Origin of the sequence: Tenacibaculum soleae (assembly GCF_030549005.1) — a bacterium.
GTDB classification, from domain to species: Bacteria; Bacteroidota; Bacteroidia; order Flavobacteriales; family Flavobacteriaceae; genus Polaribacter; species Polaribacter soleae.
In genome coordinates this window covers 311,066-331,351 of sequence record NZ_JAUOSW010000005.1, presented here as the reverse complement: position 1 = coordinate 331,351, position 20,286 = coordinate 311,066, and the positions used below count along the sequence as shown (strand labels likewise).

The following is a 20,286-nucleotide window of genomic DNA, read 5'->3' as shown; positions in this document are numbered from 1 at the left end:
AAATCTCCATCAACTCCCTCTGTTGTTGGAATAACATTTCCGTTTAGTATTGTTTTTCCTGAAGCACCTACAGCTCCCACCAAACTTACACCAACTCCCCATGAACCTGATACTTTTGGTCCATAAAACATATTTGTTGATGTGTTTACATAAAAATCTCCGTCAACTCCTTCTGTTGTTGGAATAACATTTCCGTTTAGTATTGTTTTTCCTGAAGCACCTACAGCTCCTATCAAACTTATACCAACTCCCCATTGACCAGCTCTCTTAGGCCCGAAAATTTCATTTGTAGTGGTATTAATGTAAAAATCATTGTCTCCACCTACTCCTCTTCCTGGGTTACCTATTCCGTTTAAAACTGTTTTTCCTTTTTTTCCTACTGGCCCAACTAAACTTGTTCCTAAACCCCATTGACCAGCTCTTTTAGGTCCGAAAATTTCATTTGTAGTGGTATTAATGTAAAAATCATTGTCTCCACCTACTCCTCTTCCAGGGTTACCTATTCCGTTTAAAACTGTTTTTCCTTTTTTGCCTGTTGGACCAACTAAGCTTGTTCCTAAACCCCATTGACCAGCTCTTTTAGGCCCGAAAATTTCATTTGTAGTAGTATTAATGTAAAAATCATTGTCTCCACCTACTCCTCTTCCTGGGTTACCTATTCCGTTTAAAACTGTTTTTCCATCCGCTCCATCTACACCTTTTTCTGTGACACTTATCCATATACTTCCATTCGAACTATATAAATTACCATTATCAACATCAATATACAAATTACCTGACAAAGGATTAATTGCATTAACTATAGGGCTACCCGCTCCAGTTAACACTTCATTTCTATTCAATAATGAAGACAAATCAACAGTTGCTGTACCTCCATTTTCAATTTCTATTGTTAAAATATTAGAATTATTTAAAAAAAAAGACGTTATCATCTGATTATCAGAGTGCGTTGTTATAAGATTTAAAACCTTATCTATATCAACTAATCTATTCCATTTATTTTCTGCCCAATAATAAAAACCTTTACCAGAAACTGTATTCGTATTATAAACTAATAAACTTTCTTCAACTACTTGGCTAGTTATAGGTGCTGTGGTATTTAAATCATCAATATTAACCCTGGGTATTAATACACCTTTATTATTTGAAGTAATTTCTAATTGGGATGATTCACTAGGTGTTAAAGTTCCTATTCCTACTTGAGAAAATATGTTTACACTTACCATAAACATTAATAATATAATTTTCTTTTTCATCTGTTATTTTTTTTGGGGGTTAAATATTTTCATCTTTTTTTATTAATAATATATCTAGTTTTTTAACTTTATATCAAAAAACAGAGCCTGCTATCAAATACACTTACTTTTTCTTTTCTCTATAAATATATAAATTACCAAATCAAAAAACAAACAAAAACACTAATAATCAACCTATTAAGAATAAAATAGATTTTATAAGATTGAAAATACTTTTTTATGGGAATGATGATTTCTCTCAATTCTAACTCTTTTTTAAAACAATATCTCACTTCTTTCAACCTAACGTTTTAATTTTTACATTCACTGTAAATATCATCCGCATCAAAATATTCTGATAAAAAAATTGAAATAAAAAAACTATTAATCTTCCGACTGATTAGATTTATTTGAATATTTGTGATGCTGTTTTGTGTATTAAACTGGCTGTTTACTATCTACAACTAAAATAGTTTAGATTTACAAAACTATTTTTTTATAAACACTTCAGGTAGAGATTTATTAAACTTATCAAAAAGTAAAAGCAAAAAAAGTATTTTTATTTACTGCAACGTTTTGCTATAAATATAATAGAAGTAAATTTTAATGAAGTTCCGTTTTATTTAGAAGTCGAAAAAAAAATGGATTTTTAAATTTTTCAAAAATTAGCGAAATCAATAGGAAAAAACATATGCTATTAATTCTGAGCAACGAAAAAAATTAAATGTTGCTACTGTTTTTGCAAACAATTTCATCAATACTATGTATCAAATTAGTGCAAGTTTTTATACTTAACATAATATATCTTTTGAAATTTTACATCTACTAATTAAAGAAACAACATATAAAATTATTATCTAAAACCCAGAAAATAGAAGTGATAAAAAACAATTTAAAATCATTTAGATTTATTAAATTGTAAGTTCAAGTAATAAGTGCAACAGATAAATTTATCAACTTATTTTAAAACAAATCTAAGAAAAATGAAAAAAGCTGTAAAGAACCATTTTCATAAGTTAACACTTTTATTTTTAATTTAGACGGTGTTTTAACGAACGGTTTACTAGTAGTATAAATCATTATTTTACATTTCATTGACTATCTTCCTTTAAATAAAGGGTATGACTTCATTAAAACCGATTATTGTATAATAAAAAAGAGAGGCATTAAACCCCTCTTTAAAATCATCAACCTTTTTTATTTTATTTATATTTTTTAGTTATTACCTAACTTAGCATATTCTTCTTCTGAAATTTTACCTGTATAAATATCATTTAACTCTTCTATTTTAGTTAACATAAATTCATGTAATTTTTCATCTATTTTTTTAGGTTTTTGCTCACCACTAGGTCTTAACTTACCTGGAAGAATATAACTATTATAGTAGTAAAAAAAGTTATAATCAAGGTTTGCGTTTGATAAAGCTCCGTTATTTGCTAATAACCATCCTAACCTTACTGAAGAACGTCTTTGTGCAGCTGTACCATGAGAAGACCCATTAGCCCCTGCTATAGATTGCGCAAAGTTATACGCAGGAATAACGTCAGACCAATTAGTGGTATAACTTCTTCTTAAAAAATATCCTGCAAAACCGTCAGCTTCTAATTCTGTATTAGAAGCACCTGTTACAGAAGGGTATCCTTGTCTAAACTGAATTTGATGTGCTACTTCATGTGCTACAATATATGCTACCGCAGATCTTCCGTAATTTAATGCACCGCTTAACATTTCTTCACCCCAAATAATATAATTGTTTGGAGGCCCATAAGAAAGCGCATTAAATGTACCACTTCCTGCAGCAAAGTAAAGAGGAACATTAGCTATTCCAAAAAGGTTTGACGCTTTATTATTTTGTTGTTTTAAAAAATTTGTTTCACTTGCGTTTACAAGCGTATTTGACCAATAAGAATTAGGCCCAAATTGAGATACCGTTGCACAGTTATGCGTTGTATTATGACTACCTAACTCACTTGGTAAAATACCTGATTCTGGAGCAATAGCATTTAAACTTAAGTCTTTTTCTACTTCTTGTTTATCACAACTTTGTAACGAAACCAAAATGGCTAACGTTATTAATTTAATAAATTGTTTCATTGTTTTCATTATTTGAAGGGTTTGAAGGTTGATTTTGTATTAAACGTCTATAATTATATATTATTGTTTACATCAAAATAAAAAAAACAACAAACCTAATTTATTAACAAAAAAAACAGAAATTTCATAAAAAAAACATCTTTAAACTACACAATAATTAATTATACGCATTTATATAAAACGTTACGCTTTTTGTTCACATTGTTTAATTGTATATTTAAAACAAAAACTATGCTTAAAAGAACCTTATTTTTTTACAAATAAATGCTCGTTAACTACCAAAAATGAATAATTACTAATTAAAACACCTATAAAAACGACTACCGTACCTATTGAAGATATTGTTTTTTTGGTAATTGAAAATCAAGAATTGTATATCTCAATTCCAACAATATCAAAACTAAGTAATAACAACGTAAGTGTAATTTTTTGCAACAACAAACACATACCTCAAAGCATGCTTTTAAATTTAGAAAGTCATCATATACAACATCAACATTTTAAAATCAAATTAATGCTTCTGAGCCTTTAAAAAAACAACTATGGCAACAAATTATAAAAGCTAAAATTAATAATCAGGCTGCGGTTTTAGAAATTTTAAACAAAAACAATAATCCTTTAAAATATTATGCTTCTAAAGTTTTAAGTGGTGATACTGATAATAGAGAAGCTGTTGCGGCAGCTTATTATTGGAAACATATTTTTGATTTTAAAAGAGAACGTAACGGAAACTACCTTAATTTTTTTTTAAACTACGAATGCTTCAAGTAAAGCTATTACATCTTTACAAGAAGCATTTTTTATTCACGATACATCACTTTAAAAACATGATAATTAGAAGTTAACAGCACAACTAATATCGTTTTTTCTAATTTTTAATCTTATCACAATAAGGTTATATGCCGTAGATGAAAATCTTAAGTCCTGCTTCGGTAGGACTTTTTTTTATAAAAATATAATCTTGTAAAACTGCATTAAACTTGTTATTGTTAAATTTTAAAGATTAAAGGGTGTACCTGATGTATAAATAGGGTGCCTAAAAGTGTACCTTAAAAGATGTTATTTGATTAATAAGTTGTTGTAATTAAATAATGAAGAAAAACTATAAAACACACTACAAGCATTACAAAACATAGGAAAACAAAAAAAGCCTCACTAATTAAAGTGAAGCTTTAAGTGAGCCCGATAGGATTCGAATATAAAACCCCAATAAGTTACATTAAATCAACACACCCCAATTAAATAAAGAGATAAAGAATTATTACTGTAAAAAGATTTAAAATAATCTAAAATTAAAAAACATTTTCGTACCAATTTTCGTACCAATTACTTACCTTTACATTATTCAAAAAAGCATATGGCAAAGATTACATATCAGTACAGAAGCACTAAAGAAACAGGAAATTTAACCTTAAGACTAACTCACGGTAAAGAAATAGATCTAAAGACCTCCTCTCCCATACAATCTAAAAAAGAATATTGGTTTAAAAGAACTACTAAAAGTGGAAAAACTAAAACTACACATATTCAACCAGAAAAAATATCAAATACACTTAAAGGTGCAACAAAACACAAACAGGAATTAATAAAACTAAAAAACAACATAGCAAACAAATTTATTAGTGACTACAACAAGGGAAAACCAATAGAGATTGAATGGTTTAAAAAAACAATTTTAGAATTTTCTTCAACTTTAGACACAAAAGACAAAATAAATGAAGTGCTTACTGTTAAAAAAAATAAACTAGAAAAAAAGAAGCAAAAAAAAGAAAGAATTAATAATGCCAATCTATTAACTTCTGCTGTTAAAAAAATGTTTATAAGACATGCAACCAACAAAAGTGAATTAGCTAAGTACAAAGTAACACTTAAACTTCTTTTAGAATTTCAAGAAGATCGTAACCAAATATTTAAAATTGTTGATTTAAACCAAGACTTTGCCAATCTTTACAAGAATTGGGGTTTTTTAGAAATGCGCTATCAAAAATCATATGTTAATGCACAATTAAAAAAGTTAAGAGCTTCAGCAGTTTATGCATATACAAATGATGAAAATAATATCATAAGCATTAGTAAAACCCTCAGAACTTTCAAAATGTTTAAAAATGTTTACAAAGGTAAAACCGTTAACACTTTAAATTACGATGAATTAGATAAAATTGACAACAAAGTAATCAAAGAAGAAAAACTACAAGACGCAAAAAAAGCAATACTAATAGGTTGCGAAACTGGATTACGATACTCTGATCAAAATAAATTAGTAGATGATAATATTAAAGAAACCGAAGGAATAAAATATTGGACATTCCGAACAGATAAAACTAATGCTGTAGTTCAGATTACTATTACCGACAGAATAAAATATTTAATTCAAAAATATGGTTTACCTAAAACTGACTACCCAACAAATGGAGTTAAATTAAATAAAGATATAAAGGAGGTCTGTAAACTCGCTAATATTGATGAAAACACAAAAGGGAGTCGAGCGCTTGTTTTAGAGGTTAAGAGTAAAAAAGTGATAAGAAATATTTTAGATAATTATCCAAAACATGAATTAATAACATCAAGAACTTTCAGGCGTTCATTTGCAACAAATTACTATGGAAAAATAGATACTTCTTTAATTATGTCTATAACTGGACATTCTACTGAAACACAATTAAGAGCTTACATCAATAATAATGATGAAACAAATATTAAGCGCACTAAAGAGCAGTCGGATACATTTCATGCAAAAAGAGATTTTGAAAAACAACAAGAGAAACGAAACCCAATCATGAAAATAATTAAAAACGGATCTAACGATTAATTACCCCATTTAAAAAACCATTATTAATATAAATTCATTATCTAAACAACAGAATTGCTATACAAGAGAGTATCGTTTTTATAAAAATTTACAAAACAAATATTTAGTATAATTCCATACTTTATTCATTAATAATAAAATAAATTGCATCTCGATAAAATTTCAACTTAAATATGAAGAAAAGAATTGACGGAGAATCATTAGAAAATTTAATTACAAATATTTTATTTGATATTGATAATTCATTACGTGCGAAAATATCAGATTACAAATTAGATCTAAGTACATTAACCAGTGAAGAAAAAAAATTGAAATATATAGATGATGAGAAATCAAACATAAGAAAATCTTTAAAGGAGACAGTATATAAAACTAGAGCAACAATAGATAAATATGCGGAATACCTTTCAAAAAAACCATTAAAAACTAGCTTAAGAAGAGCAGCTATAGACAATTTCATATACACTTCAATAGTTCTTTACGATAAAAACGAGTCAACTATCAATTTTATGAATAGTTATGATTACAAGAGGCAGCGCAAACTAGATATTATAAACAGTTTAGTAAAAAGAGCTTCGCTTTTAGAGTTCAATTCTTTTTTATCAGATGAAATTAACAAAATTGAACAAAAAGATTTTAAAAAAATAGATTCTGACAACAATAAATTAAATTGGTTAGGAACTCCTACCGAACTAATTGAATTATGTAAAGCTCTTGTTGTCAATAAGAGTATTAAAGGAACACAAAAAGAAATAATTAGAAATTTTTCTGGGGTCTTAAACGTTGATATAAAAGATCCTAAATCTCCACTACAACGTTTAGTTAAACGCTATGATAAAACAATATTTTTAGATAAATTAACTTCAAATTTAAAAGAGTTTGAAACTGAATTTGAAGCTAATCTTTTTTTATCAGATGAAATTGAACAAAAAGATTTCAAAAAAACAGATTCTGACAACAATAAATTAAATTGGTTAGGAACACCTATCGAACTAATTGAATTATGTGTAGCTCTTTTTGTTAATAAAAGTATTAAAGAAACACAAAAAGATATAATTAGAAATTTTATCATCTTCTTAAACGTTGATTTAAAAGACCTCAAAGAAACACTACAATGTTTAGCTAACCGTTCTGAAAAAACAATGTTTTTAGATAAATTAACTTCAAATCTAAAAGCATTTTATTATGAAAATTTAGCTTAACAAAAAATTATTTTTAGATACTAACTAGTTAGTATCCTGCCTACACGAACTAAAGCTTGCAATTTTGCCAAAGTATTTAAACTTAAAATATTTCAAAAATGCAAAAAGTACAATTAGTGGGTATAACCCCAGAAGAGCACAACTTACCAATCTTTAATTACATCGATAAAAAGTTTGATGAATTAAAAAAGCTTTTCCAACCAAAGGAACCAACCAAGTATCTGACACGTCAAGAGGTAGCAGAAATGCTATCAGTGGATATTTCTAGTGTTCATAATATGAGCAAAAAAGGAATCTTACAAAAATACCAGATTTCTGGTAGAATTCTTTACATTAGATCTGAAGTAGAAAGTTCAATTATTAAACTAAAAAAATAATTGGCTATGAAAAACTTAACACCTAACACCCAAAAGGCAAATCACTCTTTTCCAATAGAAATATTTCCAAATAGTATTCAGGAATTGATTAAAGATGCTGAAAATACAGAAGGACATAATCCAGACTATCTGAGCGCTGGAATTTTATCTAACGTAGCAACTGCAATGGGATCTAATTTCATACTAGACAATGGTTCCTATAAAAGTCAACCTATCTTATGGTTAGTTATTGTAGGACAATCTGGAGGTGGTAAAACTCATCCATTAAATTTTGCAAAAAAACCAATTGAAGAAAAAGACAAACAGAATTATTCAGTTTTTCAAACCTCAATGAAAAAATATAATGCAAGTGATGACAAAAAAGATAATAAACCTAATTATGTGAAATCAATTTTAAGTGACTTTACTCCAGAAAAACTTGCTGAAAATCTACAGCATAACGAAAAAGGAATATTAATATTTAAAGATGAACTCATTGGATGGATAAATAGTTTTGATCAATATAGAAAAGGTGCTGACCAACAACTGTACTTAGAATTATTCAACGGAGGAACTTTGTCTGTAGACAGGGTATCAAAACCATCAATAAGAGTAGAAAAAACTAATGTAAATGTTTTAGGAGGAATTCAACCTTCTGCATTGAAAGATATGGCTAAGAAAAATAGGAATGATGATGGTTTTTTAGCTCGATTCCTATTCGTTTATCCAACAAAGTCTAAACCTACTTTATTCTCTGGAAACAAAATACAATCTAAACACTCAGACGGCTATAGAAAATTTATTCACGATATCTACAATGCTGATAATCTAAACTTAAAAGCTTCTTCGAGTCAAATCAAAGTTTATCAAAAATGGCAACACAAAAAAGTTAAACTATATCATAATGATGGTTCTCAATCTAAAATACAAGCAAAATTGGAAACTTATGTTTGGCGTTTAGCATTAATTATAGAAATAATGGAGCAAACTAACTCTAACAAGTTTACAAATACAATATCCGATACAAGTATCGAGAAAGCAATAAAGCTTGCTGAATACTTTAGAATGACTGCAATTAAAGTGTACGATCAAATCTCACCTTCGAGTCCTTTAGATAGTTTACCAAAGAACAAAGCTGATCTCTACAAAGCTTTACCTAAAAAATTCAAAAGAAGCGAAGTATTACCCAAAATGGAAGAACATAATATTAAAGGAGGTACAATAAATCGTTTTTTAAGCAACAACGAACTTTTTATAAGATTAGATGGTAATGGAAACTATGAGAAAAGGGTATAGTGCGTTGACCATGTTTACCATAGTTGACCAAAACCGAAAAAGGCTACAACCCTTACCATCATTGATATTAACCAACATTACCACGTTTACCTCAACTGTATAAAAAACTAAAAAAAAGAATTAAAAAAAAAGAATAATATCCGAAGAAAAACACATGAGAATGTACAGTATTACTGAGGGTGTTTTAGTAAAAACAAATACTAACAAATAATTATTTCAAACAAAGGAAACCACTAAATGGAAATTTAAATCAATTGGACAAGAAAAATTGAAGATGTCAAAAATCGGGGGGTTCTTAAGTTATTATAAGAAAGAAAAGGGCTTCCCGATTTTTTTAATCTCAATCGCAGTGAGGGGTGCAAATGTGTTTTTTAAAATAAAAATCAAGATTTAAAAAATTATAAAACAGATTAGAAGAATTTAAAATTTTCGGCTATTTATTTGAGTTTAGTCTACCTACCATTTTACAAATATCAAAATGTAATTTCCATTTGAAAGAATAATTAATAATAAAAGAATCATGTTAAATACAAAAGAACAAAAAGTGGATTTATACCACAAAAAAACGAATCAATTACATTTTGAAATAATCTTTGCCGAGGTTATTAAAGCAAGAAACATTAAAGGTCATTCAATTTATCTAACAAACGAATTGGAATACGAATTATTTAAAAAAGATCCACTTGCATATTGCAATGCTGTTTTTAAAAAAGAAAAACCTAGCATATTCTATGAACTTGATTTATTCCACGCTCGCTTACTGCATAGAATCAAACCAAATTATATAAAATTACTAAAGCTCAAAGGTTATTAAATTATGATAGACTTCTGTGAAAAAATAGAAATGAACAAACATGTAAGAGAATTTACAAAAGAAATACATTGGCGAAAATTTATATATGTTTTTGAAGAAGCGATGAAATTTATACCAAACTCTCACAATAACACATTCGATTTTCAAAAAATACAATATATTAAATATGAAAAAAATCCTTTGGAATACATTGGATCCTTTAATTCAAGAGACAAATATTTAATATACTTTAAAATTTGGATTTATCAATTAGGAACTGCTCTTATTGAATATAATCACAATGGTTAACTTTACATAAAGAATAAAAGCAACAAGAAACGATTACCATTTCTTGTTGTTTTTTCTTTTTCATCTCTCCAAAAAAGATATAATTTCACTCATCATATTCTCCCATGCAAACCATGATAACCAATTAAAATAATTGGTTTCGTCTGTTTGACTTGGTTTGTTTTCTAGTTTTCCGCATTCATGTTCGAATTCTTCTAACATTTGTAATATTGGTAGATGATGCTTTTTTGCAAAAGCTACAGTATCCACATAATAAATCATACCAGATACAGATCCGCTGTTTGCTGTGTAATAATCTTGTGGATAATCTTTTATTAATGTCCATTCTACATCTCCTTGTTTTAGTAATTCCTTGTGAAAATTTGGAAATGTACTGTGATTTTCTAAAAAGTTTTTCTTTGTTAAGTTACTCATAATGTGTTTTTTATTATTCAACTATAAGGTTGTACTCAACAGAAAAAGACTCTCCATTTTACTTTTTAAGGAATAAAAGTCAATATGTAATTCCTTACATACTGACTTTAAATTTACTCGTAATTACGTTTTCTTATCCAGATAAATGCTAACTGACATCCGTCGCTAATAATTCTGGAAATTAATTCATTAGAATAATCTCTTTGTTCCATAATATTTGTTTTAATATTTCTATAAATAAGGTGAAAGTTAAAAATTTTAGATATCAGAGATCATGTTGTTTAGAGCGATTCATTGAGCCAATAACTCTTTGTAACCTATTCCTGTATTCTTCAGTTTATGTATACTAAGTATAGCTATTATATTCAATAGACATCTTCAAACATAAACGATAAAACAAAAAACCAGCTTTTCTTTAGTAAGGGTAAAACGGAATTTAATTTATTATATTCAATATGTAATAATAAAAACAAACATTAAACTCATACCGTTTTTCCTTTAACGATTATAACTAGCTAGCCAACAACATAGACTTTCTCATATTTAAATTCTAAATAAAAAAATAACAGTTAGTAACTAACTACTAACCTTTCCAAACATTTAAAAACCCTCAACTTTGCATTAGTTTAAATAACTAAATATTAAAAGATGAAAGAAAAATTAGACATGCGAGTACAGAAAAGAATGAGAAATAGTTTAACCAAATTTTTATGGAGAGAATTCCTAAATGGAAACTTTGATTTAATCAATTTACATCCATTCGACATATATGAGAATTGTAAGTTTACAGTTAGTATGAAGGTTTTGAATGAGTTTATTAGTAATTTTAGAATGAGACTTAGAGATTATTACATCGACTCTCAAATTGGTAATGATGGAAGCGATGAAAATTATATTAGAATAACTTTTTTTATCGAAAGATATTTTGATGAATCGAAATATTTTAAAATGAACAAAAAGGAATTAAGCTCACTTATTTACACATTTGAAAATGATATCTGTGGTGAAAAGGGCGAGAACTTTATTTCCGACCCCATCTTACGTGCAACCGTTTACATTTATTACTTATCTAGATTTGTAGAGGTTGAAAAATTCATTTGTGACTGATAATTAATTGGAAGTATGGGATTCTATACGAATTTTAACTACTCTTTCTTAAACTAAGAAAAAAATAAACCAACCTAAATAGGTTGGTTTGCTTTATTTAATGTAAGACATTTCGTCTTGTTCGCATCCAGATAAATAATAGCTGACATCCATCGCTAATCATTCTGGAAATTAACTCATTGCTATAATCTCTTTGTTCCATAATTATTATTTTTATTGTTCTATAGGTAAGGGTTTATTGATAAAGAAAAGACTTATAACAAATTAACTATGGAGATAATTCTAGTTTTTATTAATAAGTAATTATGTAATATAATACCAAATCATTTTACTATTTTAGAAGCAAAAAGAAATGCAAGAAAAAGAAAAAAGAAAATTTACTGAAGATATCCAAAACTTAATTAATGCAAATTACAATACCTATAAACATATAAGTAGAATTGAAGCAGATTTTAGAACAGAAAAAGGTACAACAAAGTCTTACAATGGTAGACAGGTTTTTGAGATGCTACAAAATGCAGATGACGCAAACACCGATATTGTTCGCATAAATTTAGATAGAGAAAATCACACACTATCTATTTCTAATAACGGGACTCCATTCACTGTAGAAGAAGGTATAGCTTCTTTAATGGTTGCTAGTACATCAAGTAAGAAAAAAGAATTTATAGGTAATAAAGGTTTAGGGTTTCGTTCTATTTTAAATTGGGTATCTGAAGTAAAAATTAGAACAAAGAAAGAAGTGGTTGTTTTTTCCGAAAAGATAGCAAAAGAAGAATTTAAAAAACTACCAATAAATTTTCAAGAAGAATTAATTCTCAATAATCAAAATCGTTTAAGAGATAACGAAGTACCTTTCGCCATACTTTCAATTCCCAGAGTATATCCAAACGAAGAAAATTCACAATTTGAGACTACTATAGAATTGATTTTTAAAGAAGAGGTTGATGGTCAGAAAATTATAGAAAAAATCGAAGAGCAATTAAGATTATTAGCACCAGAAATCTTATTGTTTTTAAACCACATAGATGGCATTAATATTATTGACAGTTCAGGTCTTTTGACAAAAAACATTATTAGAACAAACAATGAAGATCTTAATAAGATAACAATTAATGATTCAACATGGAACATTGAAGATTCTGGAGAAGTATTTTATAAAACAGTAAATGACAAAGACCAATATTTTAATTATAAAATTGCTTGGCAAGATAATTTAAGTGATCTAAAATCAGAATTATTCACATACTTCCCAACGCAAGAATATACTCATCTTCCATTTTTAATTCATGCCACTTTTGATTTAGATCCTTCTAGAAACTATTTAAATCCCTCTAAAGAAAATGAAGATTTATTATCAGAGATAGCAAAAGGAATTGGAAAAATAGCTGAAAGTAAAATTATAAGTGAAACTAGTGACTGGAGAGCTTACGAGTTTTTGTCTCCTAAAAGAATGAGTGATAATATTCAATTAGTGAAATTTTATCAAGATTTAGAAAAATTAAGAAATACGTTAGAAATTTACCCATGTGTAGATGGATATTATTGTAAATTAGAAGAAGCAATATATTATGGTAATGAACTTTCAGAATGGGTAATCAGTAATGATCTACAAAAACACTTTTCAAATCTCTTAATTCCAATTGATATAAATGCTAAAGTAAATACGAATCAAGAATATACTTTTGACGGTTGGTTAGAAATAATGAATCTAATAAAAGATAGGATTCCAAAGGTTACTCAAAGAGCATTATTAATTAAAATTCTAACGGCTGACTCTTTTATAAGAATTCATAATTCAGAAATAAAGTTACCTCTACTTATTGGAAAAAAAGAGATTTCCTTTACCGAAAAAACTCAAGTCTTCACAATAAAAAAAGAACATATTGAAGCTTATAAAATACAAGAATATGTAGATATTGCTTTTATGTCTAGCGATTTACTAGAAGAGCTGTTAAAAGTTTTTAACGACGAAATCACCAATATTTGGAATGGAACAGAAGATAAATCTAGACCTTTAAAAAAAATTATATCCAAAATAGTAAATATTGGCTCTAATGATATTACGGATGTAATTAGAAATATAGTTTCTTCCGCAGATAATCAAATGAAAGATGCTGAAAATGAAAAGCGTAATGATATTGCCATTGGCTTAGTTGAATCACTCTTTTCAATTTATCAAGAGAATCCACTGAGAAGAAATACTATTAGTCAAAATATACCTTTATTGAATAAAAATCTAGATTTAGTATCGGCAAAAGATCTATATTTAGGAAGTGACTATCATTCTGGAGTATCAACTTCAATTGTTTTTAAAGATATTCTAATTGATCAAGATTATTTAGTTGGCAATGATTTTTGGCAACTAGAAGAAGGTGGATATGAGTATTTAGAAAACTTTTTTAGCTGGCTAGGTGTTAATAGAATTACTAAAATCAACTCTAAATATGAAGAGTTGAATAGAGATCAAAATGATAATTACACTGACTTTGTTTTTAGTAAAATAGGGTCTCCTGAAAACAACTCTCATAAAAAATATTCAGTACTTGAAATCACCAATTTTGAAAAGATTTGTTCAAATTCAAGTTTTAGTTTAGAAGTATTAATAGCATGGCTTATTATAGATTCAAATTTATCAGATCAATTAGAAATAAATAACCACAACAATACTTTTAGTTATTCATACTACAATAAAGTAACACCCGTATACAACAACCCATCTTTTATCTATTATCAAATAAAAGAACTTTATCTTAAAAAACTTGACTCTAAGTTTATAGTTGATCTTGATTTTGCTAAAGAACTTGGGTATAACTCTATTGATTTTGATCATCAAATCTTTATAGAATTGGATATCCAAAAGGACAAAATTACTCCAATTTTAAATCAATTAAATATTAGTATTTCCTTTAACGATTTAGAACCTAAAGATGTATATGAAATCTTAAATAGACTATCCAAAATAGACTTAGAAAAGAAAGACGTTAGAAAATTATACGACTTGGCATTTAAATTCTTCAAATCGAAAGATACTTTAGATTTCTCTAAATATAAAAAAGACTACAGACTTTTAGCGAAAAGAAAGGGTAAGAAAGAATTCATCGAACTGGATAACGTATATTATAGTGATAACGCTACCCTACCATCTAAAATATCTGAAGAATTTTGGGTATTTGATTTCCCAACAAGACTTGGTGAAACTCAAATATCAAGATTTTTTGGTATAAAAACATTTAAAGAAATCGATATAAAGATTAAGTCAGACTCCATTCAAGAAAGTAATATATCTGATGAATTTCAAGAATGGTTCTCAAAAATTAAACCCTATATTTTAACTTATCGTATAAGCTCAATAAAAAAATCTAATTTAAAAACTGAATCTGATGAACTGAAAAATGTTGAAATAAGTATTGTTTCCTCATTAACCTATATTATTAAAGAAGGTGATGAAAAACAATTATTATCTGGTGAAGTACTTCCGAAAGAAAATGGCAAAGGATACTATCTATGTGTTCAAGAAAATACAAGTCTTGATATCATAAAAGATACACCTAACATTTGTGAAGCTTTTTCAGAAATACTATGTATGCTTTTTAAAGTAAATGAGCATAAAGATGATTACAGAGTAATTTTTAAAGACAAAAAAAAATTATTGGACACAAAGTATTTAATTAATATAAAGTCATTAAATGACTATTATAATATAGCCTTGGAATTATTAGGTGTTTCTAAAGATGAAATTAATTTTTGGTCAAAAATTTATAAAAATAAAAGTTTATCTTTCTCTAATTTCATTAAAGACAGTGATGAATTAAATGAATTGATTCTAAAAGATTTAAATTTTAACATTTCTAAAAAGCATAAAAATATTGATTATCAAAACTTAGATAATGAAAAAGGAATTTCGTTTTTAAATAGTTTAGTAGATAATTTGGATATTCCACTAACTGAAATATTCTCTAGAGATTCTCAAGGAATTTTAGCTTATCACTTAAGCCGTTTTGAAACCACCTTAATGGATTATGAGAACTTTTTCAACTCCTGCTTATGGAAAAAATTAAACAAAGATATAAGCAATCAGAAACACCTTATTTTATATCAAGAAATTTATGGAAACTTACATAATTCAGAAAAAATACAAAAGATTTTTCATCAAAAAAAATTTGAGTTAAAAGTTGATTATCTTTATATATTAAAGAATGTGGTAAAAAGAGAATTAGATATAGAAATAAATACTAGTAACAAGTTTCAAATTACAATTAAACCACAATACATAAAAATTTTAAAAGATAATAATTTAGAAGAGGTTGATTTAGAAAATGCAGAATTAAGGAGTTTACTATATTTTAATGGAAATGAAGATACTGTTAGAGAAATAGCGGTACTTAAAAATAAAGCTGATGAAGATTCCGAAGAAAATCCATCGGAGAAATTGACTGGACAATTAATCTTTAGTAGTACAAAAAAGGTTATTCCAAAATTATCTAATTCTAATGGTAGATCTGGGAGTTGGAATCATAGCAAGAAAGATATAAATCGTAATAAAAAAGCAGGTAGAAAAGCTGAAGAAAGAGTTTTTAATTCTTTATTAGAAAGCAAAGAGATAGAAGATGTTAAATGGGTTTCTAGTTTTTCCAATACTTCTGACAAATCTGACACGAAACACTATGACATTCGATACAAAACTGTGAATAGCAATAATTGGAAATATTTAGAAGTAAAATCATTTAATGGCTCTAACTTTCATTTAAGTAAATCTGAAAAAGAAGAAGGTTTTAGACGAGGTAAGGATTATGAAATAGCTTTAGTAATGGGAGAAGAAATTCATATTCTTCAAGATTATTTTAGGCAAGATATTGATTTTGAAAATAATAGTCTGTTTTATGCAACTCCTGCAGATTATTTAATAACGTTAAAAATAGAATAATAATATTATTTTCCAAATTTTCTAAATCCAGAAATAAATTGATAAATTAAATAACCTAAAACTATTTTGTTTGTAAAATCTAAAACTATCGAAAAAGGTTGCAATAGATCTTTAGAAACCATAAAATTACTTTTATGAGTAATATCTAAAAAGGAAAAATAGTTTGCTACCAAATTCCAATTAATAGATTCTCCAAATAGTAAGTTTAGTGAATTTAAATAAAGTAAATAGATAAAAATTGAAATAGGAATCAATAAAAATAAAGCTCTGAATGGTGAAATTCCATGTCTATTGGTTAATTTATTTAGAAATAAAATAGCTTTATCTAATCGGCTTACATCACTTACATTATTTAATGCATTGTAGGAAATACTTTTCATTTTTTGAGCTTCATAAGTATTACCTGTTTTAAGTAATGCCATTCTTAATTGAAGAAAAATTTCATACTGGTCTTTGTAATAAAAATCTTTCTTTTGATTTGGATAATGAATATTTTCTAATGATTGGAAACTCTTAAAATTGGTACTTGTTTTCGGAAATGTTGTAGAAGTAAATTTAATATTAGATAATGAGGATTTAAAAAATGAGACTAATTTATATTGATCTAATTGTACATTGTCAAACCAAGTATTCTCTAAATTCGATTCATGAATTTCAAATTTACCTTCTTTATTAATAGGTTCAATTTGATAAAATTTAAATTCATTTTGTGGAGAAAAATTATGAACAAATATTTCGTTAATTTTTGACTCTTCAATTTTAACTATTTCTGAAGGATTACCTTTTAAGGTTAGAGTATTAAGTCTTAAATTCTTGATTAAGGCAGTATCGTAAGCAATTGAGGTCTTAAAATTTAAACTAATATTTAGATTTAATAACTCTAATTCTTTTTCAGAAGGAATATAAGATATCTTGTAATTGGATATCATCTCTTCTCTCCTTCTAATCAAACCTCTCTTGGTTAAATTATCAATATTAAATAAATTAGAAAAAAAGTTAACCTGCTCACAAGAATTTATATTAAATGATGTTTTTATTTTAAAAATATTTTTCTCAACTTTAAAAATAGTTTTCCATAGTTCAGGAAAAATATTTTCTTTCGTAAAAGAAACATTTAATTTTTTTAAATTTTCTATAAAGTAACTTCCTAAACTGTTTCTTATATCTAAATTTATTTGTGGAGTTTGGGCACTTGTAAAATGCTTATTATAGCAACTGAAAAAAGATAAATGAATATTCTTAGTAATAAGTCCTGTACTAAAAGAATCAATATAGCAACCTCTAAACGATATTTGTGGTATTCCTATAACTTTTTCTGATGTAGTTATTGAAACTTCACTATTGAAAATACACTTATTAAAACTGAGTAGATTATTCTTTAAAGCACTAACTTTTGCTTTACTCCCAAAGGTCGAAGTTGGATCTATAATAATTCTTACAGGTGAATTATAAACTTTTCCTTCAATCAAATTATTCTCAAAAGCGTCAATTTCAATATGTGATAATCCCATAATTTAATTTTTAACTAAAAATAACACTTTAACCTTCATAACTTTATTAACTATTCAGAGCTTCCCTAAAATAACTGTTAGTTTCTGGATCAGTACAATAAATATAACAACCTTTCATACCTCTTGTCATTAATGTTCTATAGGTATTTTTAATAATAGCTTTAATTAGTGGCTTCCAGTGTTCAGAATTCTCTCTCATACCCTTTTTCCATCCAAAAAGCGTTCTATCCATTTTAGAACGAGCTGAAGGATTTACCAAAACTTCACCGTCACGAATTATTAAATCGTCTCCAATTATTACACCTACGTAATCAAGTTCTAATCCTTGTGCTGTATGAATACAACCAATTTCTGTAACAGATTCTGGTTCAATAATCCATTTACCACCATAATCCCTCATATTCCACTTCATATCAAAACCAAACTCATCAGCATTAAAATCATATAAATCTGGACTTTTATCACTCACCCAATCCCAACAATATCCTGCAACTAAACGAGCTTTATTGTTTATTTTATTCTTTTCATAAATTTCATTTTGAAGAGCTTTAGGTGTATCAAAAACTTTAAAATCAAATTCGTAATCTAATGATTCAAAATCATAATTAGCAGTTTCTCTTATTTTTAAAATATTATCTAACCAAGCTAAATATCCATCAGAACCGTTGCATCTAAATTGAGATTCTAATTTTAATCTATGCACTTTAATACCAAGTTCACTTGCAAATTGTTCAATTAAATGTATCTCACCATAATCTGCTGTCGAAACTTTTTGGTTTGCGTCTATAAAAAATACAGAACTTAAACTCGCTTTTAAAAGTTCTTGAATTTGATCATAAGATTGAGCGTCATACCTATTTTTTTTCATCAATCTATGAGCTTCATCTATAATTAGAGTATTGATAGTATTTTCTGGAACACGAGTAAAAGAACCAGAGCCTAAAAATAGGCTACGTAATTCTATCATTCTCTTTGTTCCTCTCAATTTCTCAAGAAAAACATCTCTTGGTGCAGAAGTTTTTGTTACGTATTGAGACATTTTACCTCTTCTATTTAGCTCTACAAGAAGATTTATGGCAACAACCGATTTCCCAGTCCCAGGCCCTCCTTCAACAATTAATACATTTTTATTCTCCTCGTTAGAGTTTAAAGCTAACTGCAAAGCCGTTTCGTAAACAACCTTTTGGTCATCTATCATTACAAACTCCATATTACCTTTAATCATGTTTTTTAGACTATCGGCAAGACTTTTAGTAGGTTTAATTTTACCATTATCAATTCTAAACATGATGTTTGAATCATCACCTTGCTTTATGTATGTCTTAATAAATGCTCTTAATTTAATAGCATCAGGTTTAAGAAAAACAGGAGCTTTCTTTAAATAATATGAATAGAAATCATTGGTAATATTTTCATCAGGATCATAATTGTGCAAATAAGCACAAGGATAAAGAGAAATAGATTCTTCGTCCACTGTCGCATTAAAAGAAGATAAAAGCGCTGAATACGACCAAGCCTGATAAGAAGGATGACTTGTTTCAGACTCACCATGTTGAAAACGTGTTTTAACAATACCATCTTTTTTGGTTAATTCTGCTTTTTGCCACTGCTTCAGCTCAATTATAATAACATTTTCCTTTTCAGCGTCCTTGCCCGTAATAATAAAATCCACACGTTTAGAAGTTTGTGGTAAATGATATTCTATGGAGATACCACAATCAACTGGTATCTCTGGGTCACTAACAACTCTTTCCATATAACTTAAGGAGTTCTGAAAAGACCTTATTTCGTTTGGAGACACTTTATTTCCTGTTTTCTCAAAAATATGTTTTGTAACTATATTCCCAATATCGTTAGACAAAATATCATTACTGAATTCGATTTTGGTTTTATTATATATTATCATAATTCTGTATACTTTTTCGAAGTTCCTTTTGCTTTTGAAACAGGATATTTCTCACTATTTTTTTTAATTTTTTCTAAAACAATTTCTTTAACATCAAAATCAAATTTTTCAGCAAGTAGAAATGCATAAGCAAAGACATCTGCCAATTCTTCTTTTATATTATCTATTTTTGCATCTTGGTGTTTTTTCCATAAAAACTCCTCTAAAAGCTCTCCTGCTTCAATATTTATAGCTAATGCTAAATCTTTTGGATTATGGAATTGTTCCCAATCTCTTTCGTTTCTAAATTTTAATAACTCCGTTGTTATTTTTTCTATATCTCCCATA

Annotated in this window: 15 protein-coding genes; 9 read left to right on the top strand and 6 right to left on the bottom strand. The window is 27.4% G+C overall.

The annotated features are described in order from the left end of the window. The coding region (locus Q4586_RS09760; RefSeq protein ID WP_497007943.1) for a phage tail-like protein at positions 1-1,256 on the bottom strand (1,256 nt) is incomplete at its 3' end. A 675-nt stretch (positions 1,257-1,931) separates the two neighbouring features. Between Q4586_RS09760 and Q4586_RS14010 the strand changes: the two genes are divergently transcribed. Further along, complete coding sequence (locus tag Q4586_RS14010; RefSeq protein WP_367997992.1) at positions 1,932-2,030, top strand: DUF2520 domain-containing protein; 99 nt, start codon at positions 1,932-1,934, stop codon at positions 2,028-2,030. 420 nt (positions 2,031-2,450) lie between these two features. Here the strand turns inward: Q4586_RS14010 and Q4586_RS09755 are convergent, their stop codons facing one another. Next, positions 2,451-3,329 carry a neutral zinc metallopeptidase gene (locus tag Q4586_RS09755; protein WP_141677659.1) on the bottom strand — a complete coding sequence of 293 codons (879 nt, stop codon included), beginning with the start codon at positions 3,327-3,329 and terminating at the stop codon, positions 2,451-2,453. A 1,357-nt stretch (positions 3,330-4,686) separates the two neighbouring features. On the opposite strand from Q4586_RS09755, the gene Q4586_RS09750 reads away from it, so the two are divergent. The 6 genes from Q4586_RS09750 (at position 4,687) to Q4586_RS09725 (ending at position 10,094) form a co-directional block, all read left to right on the top strand. Further along, positions 4,687-6,138, top strand: a complete 1,452-nt coding sequence (locus Q4586_RS09750) for a site-specific integrase (RefSeq protein ID WP_303528681.1) — start codon at positions 4,687-4,689, stop codon at positions 6,136-6,138. A 173-nt stretch (positions 6,139-6,311) separates the two neighbouring features. After that, on the top strand, positions 6,312-7,340 hold the full coding sequence (locus Q4586_RS09745) for an RteC domain-containing protein (RefSeq protein WP_303528679.1): 1,029 nt from the start codon (positions 6,312-6,314) through the stop codon (positions 7,338-7,340). Positions 7,341-7,438: 98 nt separating this feature from the next. Further along, a complete protein-coding gene (locus tag Q4586_RS09740; RefSeq protein ID WP_303528677.1) occupies positions 7,439-7,717 on the top strand; it encodes a helix-turn-helix domain-containing protein in 279 nt (92 codons plus the stop codon). A gap of 6 nt (positions 7,718-7,723) precedes the next feature. Further along, the gene (locus tag Q4586_RS09735) at positions 7,724-8,992 is read left to right on the top strand and encodes a DUF3987 domain-containing protein (RefSeq protein WP_303528675.1); all 1,269 of its coding nucleotides are present in this window, start codon (positions 7,724-7,726) and stop codon (positions 8,990-8,992) included. Positions 8,993-9,512: 520 nt separating this feature from the next. Continuing rightward, positions 9,513-9,806 carry a hypothetical protein gene (locus Q4586_RS09730; RefSeq protein WP_303528674.1) on the top strand — a complete coding sequence of 98 codons (294 nt, stop codon included), beginning with the start codon at positions 9,513-9,515 and terminating at the stop codon, positions 9,804-9,806. 3 nt (positions 9,807-9,809) lie between these two features. Then, positions 9,810-10,094 (top strand): hypothetical protein, encoded by a 285-nt coding sequence (locus Q4586_RS09725; RefSeq protein WP_303528673.1) that lies wholly within the window; start codon positions 9,810-9,812, stop codon positions 10,092-10,094. Between the two features lie 60 nt (positions 10,095-10,154). Here Q4586_RS09725 and Q4586_RS09720 read toward each other — a convergent pair whose 3' ends face one another. Continuing rightward, positions 10,155-10,508: a DUF7222 domain-containing protein gene (locus Q4586_RS09720; protein WP_303528672.1), complete on the bottom strand. Its 354-nt coding sequence runs from the start codon at positions 10,506-10,508 to the stop codon at positions 10,155-10,157. Positions 10,509-11,192: 684 nt separating this feature from the next. Between Q4586_RS09720 and Q4586_RS09715 the strand changes: the two genes are divergently transcribed. Then, positions 11,193-11,615 (top strand): hypothetical protein, encoded by a 423-nt coding sequence (locus Q4586_RS09715; protein ID WP_303528671.1) that lies wholly within the window; start codon positions 11,193-11,195, stop codon positions 11,613-11,615. 352 nt (positions 11,616-11,967) lie between these two features. Continuing rightward, positions 11,968-16,542, top strand: coding sequence for a sacsin N-terminal ATP-binding-like domain-containing protein (locus tag Q4586_RS09710; protein ID WP_303528668.1), 4,575 nt, complete (start codon positions 11,968-11,970; stop codon positions 16,540-16,542). A gap of 5 nt (positions 16,543-16,547) precedes the next feature. Here the strand turns inward: Q4586_RS09710 and Q4586_RS09705 are convergent, their stop codons facing one another. Genes Q4586_RS09705 through Q4586_RS09695 form a run of 3 tightly spaced genes read right to left on the bottom strand, consistent with a single transcriptional unit; the run spans position 16,548 to position 20,285 of the window. Next, the gene (locus Q4586_RS09705; RefSeq protein WP_303528666.1) at positions 16,548-18,053 is read right to left on the bottom strand and encodes a hypothetical protein; all 1,506 of its coding nucleotides are present in this window, start codon (positions 18,051-18,053) and stop codon (positions 16,548-16,550) included. Between the two features lie 46 nt (positions 18,054-18,099). After that, positions 18,100-19,959, bottom strand: coding sequence for a DUF2075 domain-containing protein (locus Q4586_RS09700; RefSeq protein WP_303528665.1), 1,860 nt, complete (start codon positions 19,957-19,959; stop codon positions 18,100-18,102). Then, a complete protein-coding gene (locus Q4586_RS09695; protein WP_303528663.1) occupies positions 19,956-20,285 on the bottom strand; it encodes a nucleotide pyrophosphohydrolase in 330 nt (109 codons plus the stop codon). The genes Q4586_RS09700 and Q4586_RS09695 overlap by 4 nt, the downstream gene beginning before the upstream one ends. Between the last annotated feature and the right edge of the window lies 1 nt (position 20,286).

Bases quoted from the DNA above. Each gene is read 5' to 3' on its own strand.
- Q4586_RS09745 (WP_303528679.1), top strand. From the start codon at position 6,312: ATGAAGAAAAGAATTGACGGAGAATCATTAGAAAATTTAATTACAAAT.
- Q4586_RS09735 (WP_303528675.1), top strand. From the start codon at position 7,724: ATGAAAAACTTAACACCTAACACCCAAAAGGCAAATCACTCTTTTCCA.
- Q4586_RS09725 (WP_303528673.1), top strand. From the start codon at position 9,810: ATGATAGACTTCTGTGAAAAAATAGAAATGAACAAACATGTAAGAGAA.
- Q4586_RS09705 (WP_303528666.1), bottom strand. From the start codon at position 18,053: ATGGGATTATCACATATTGAAATTGACGCTTTTGAGAATAATTTGATT.
- Q4586_RS09730 (WP_303528674.1), top strand. From the start codon at position 9,513: ATGTTAAATACAAAAGAACAAAAAGTGGATTTATACCACAAAAAAACG.
- Q4586_RS09740 (WP_303528677.1), top strand. From the start codon at position 7,439: ATGCAAAAAGTACAATTAGTGGGTATAACCCCAGAAGAGCACAACTTA.
- Q4586_RS09700 (WP_303528665.1), bottom strand. From the start codon at position 19,959: ATGATAATATATAATAAAACCAAAATCGAATTCAGTAATGATATTTTG.
- Q4586_RS09720 (WP_303528672.1), bottom strand. From the start codon at position 10,508: ATGAGTAACTTAACAAAGAAAAACTTTTTAGAAAATCACAGTACATTT.
- Q4586_RS09755 (WP_141677659.1), bottom strand. From the start codon at position 3,329: ATGAAACAATTTATTAAATTAATAACGTTAGCCATTTTGGTTTCGTTA.
- Q4586_RS09715 (WP_303528671.1), top strand. From the start codon at position 11,193: ATGAGAAATAGTTTAACCAAATTTTTATGGAGAGAATTCCTAAATGGA.
- Q4586_RS09710 (WP_303528668.1), top strand. From the start codon at position 11,968: ATGCAAGAAAAAGAAAAAAGAAAATTTACTGAAGATATCCAAAACTTA.
- Q4586_RS09750 (WP_303528681.1), top strand. From the start codon at position 4,687: ATGGCAAAGATTACATATCAGTACAGAAGCACTAAAGAAACAGGAAAT.
- Q4586_RS09695 (WP_303528663.1), bottom strand. From the start codon at position 20,285: ATGGGAGATATAGAAAAAATAACAACGGAGTTATTAAAATTTAGAAAC.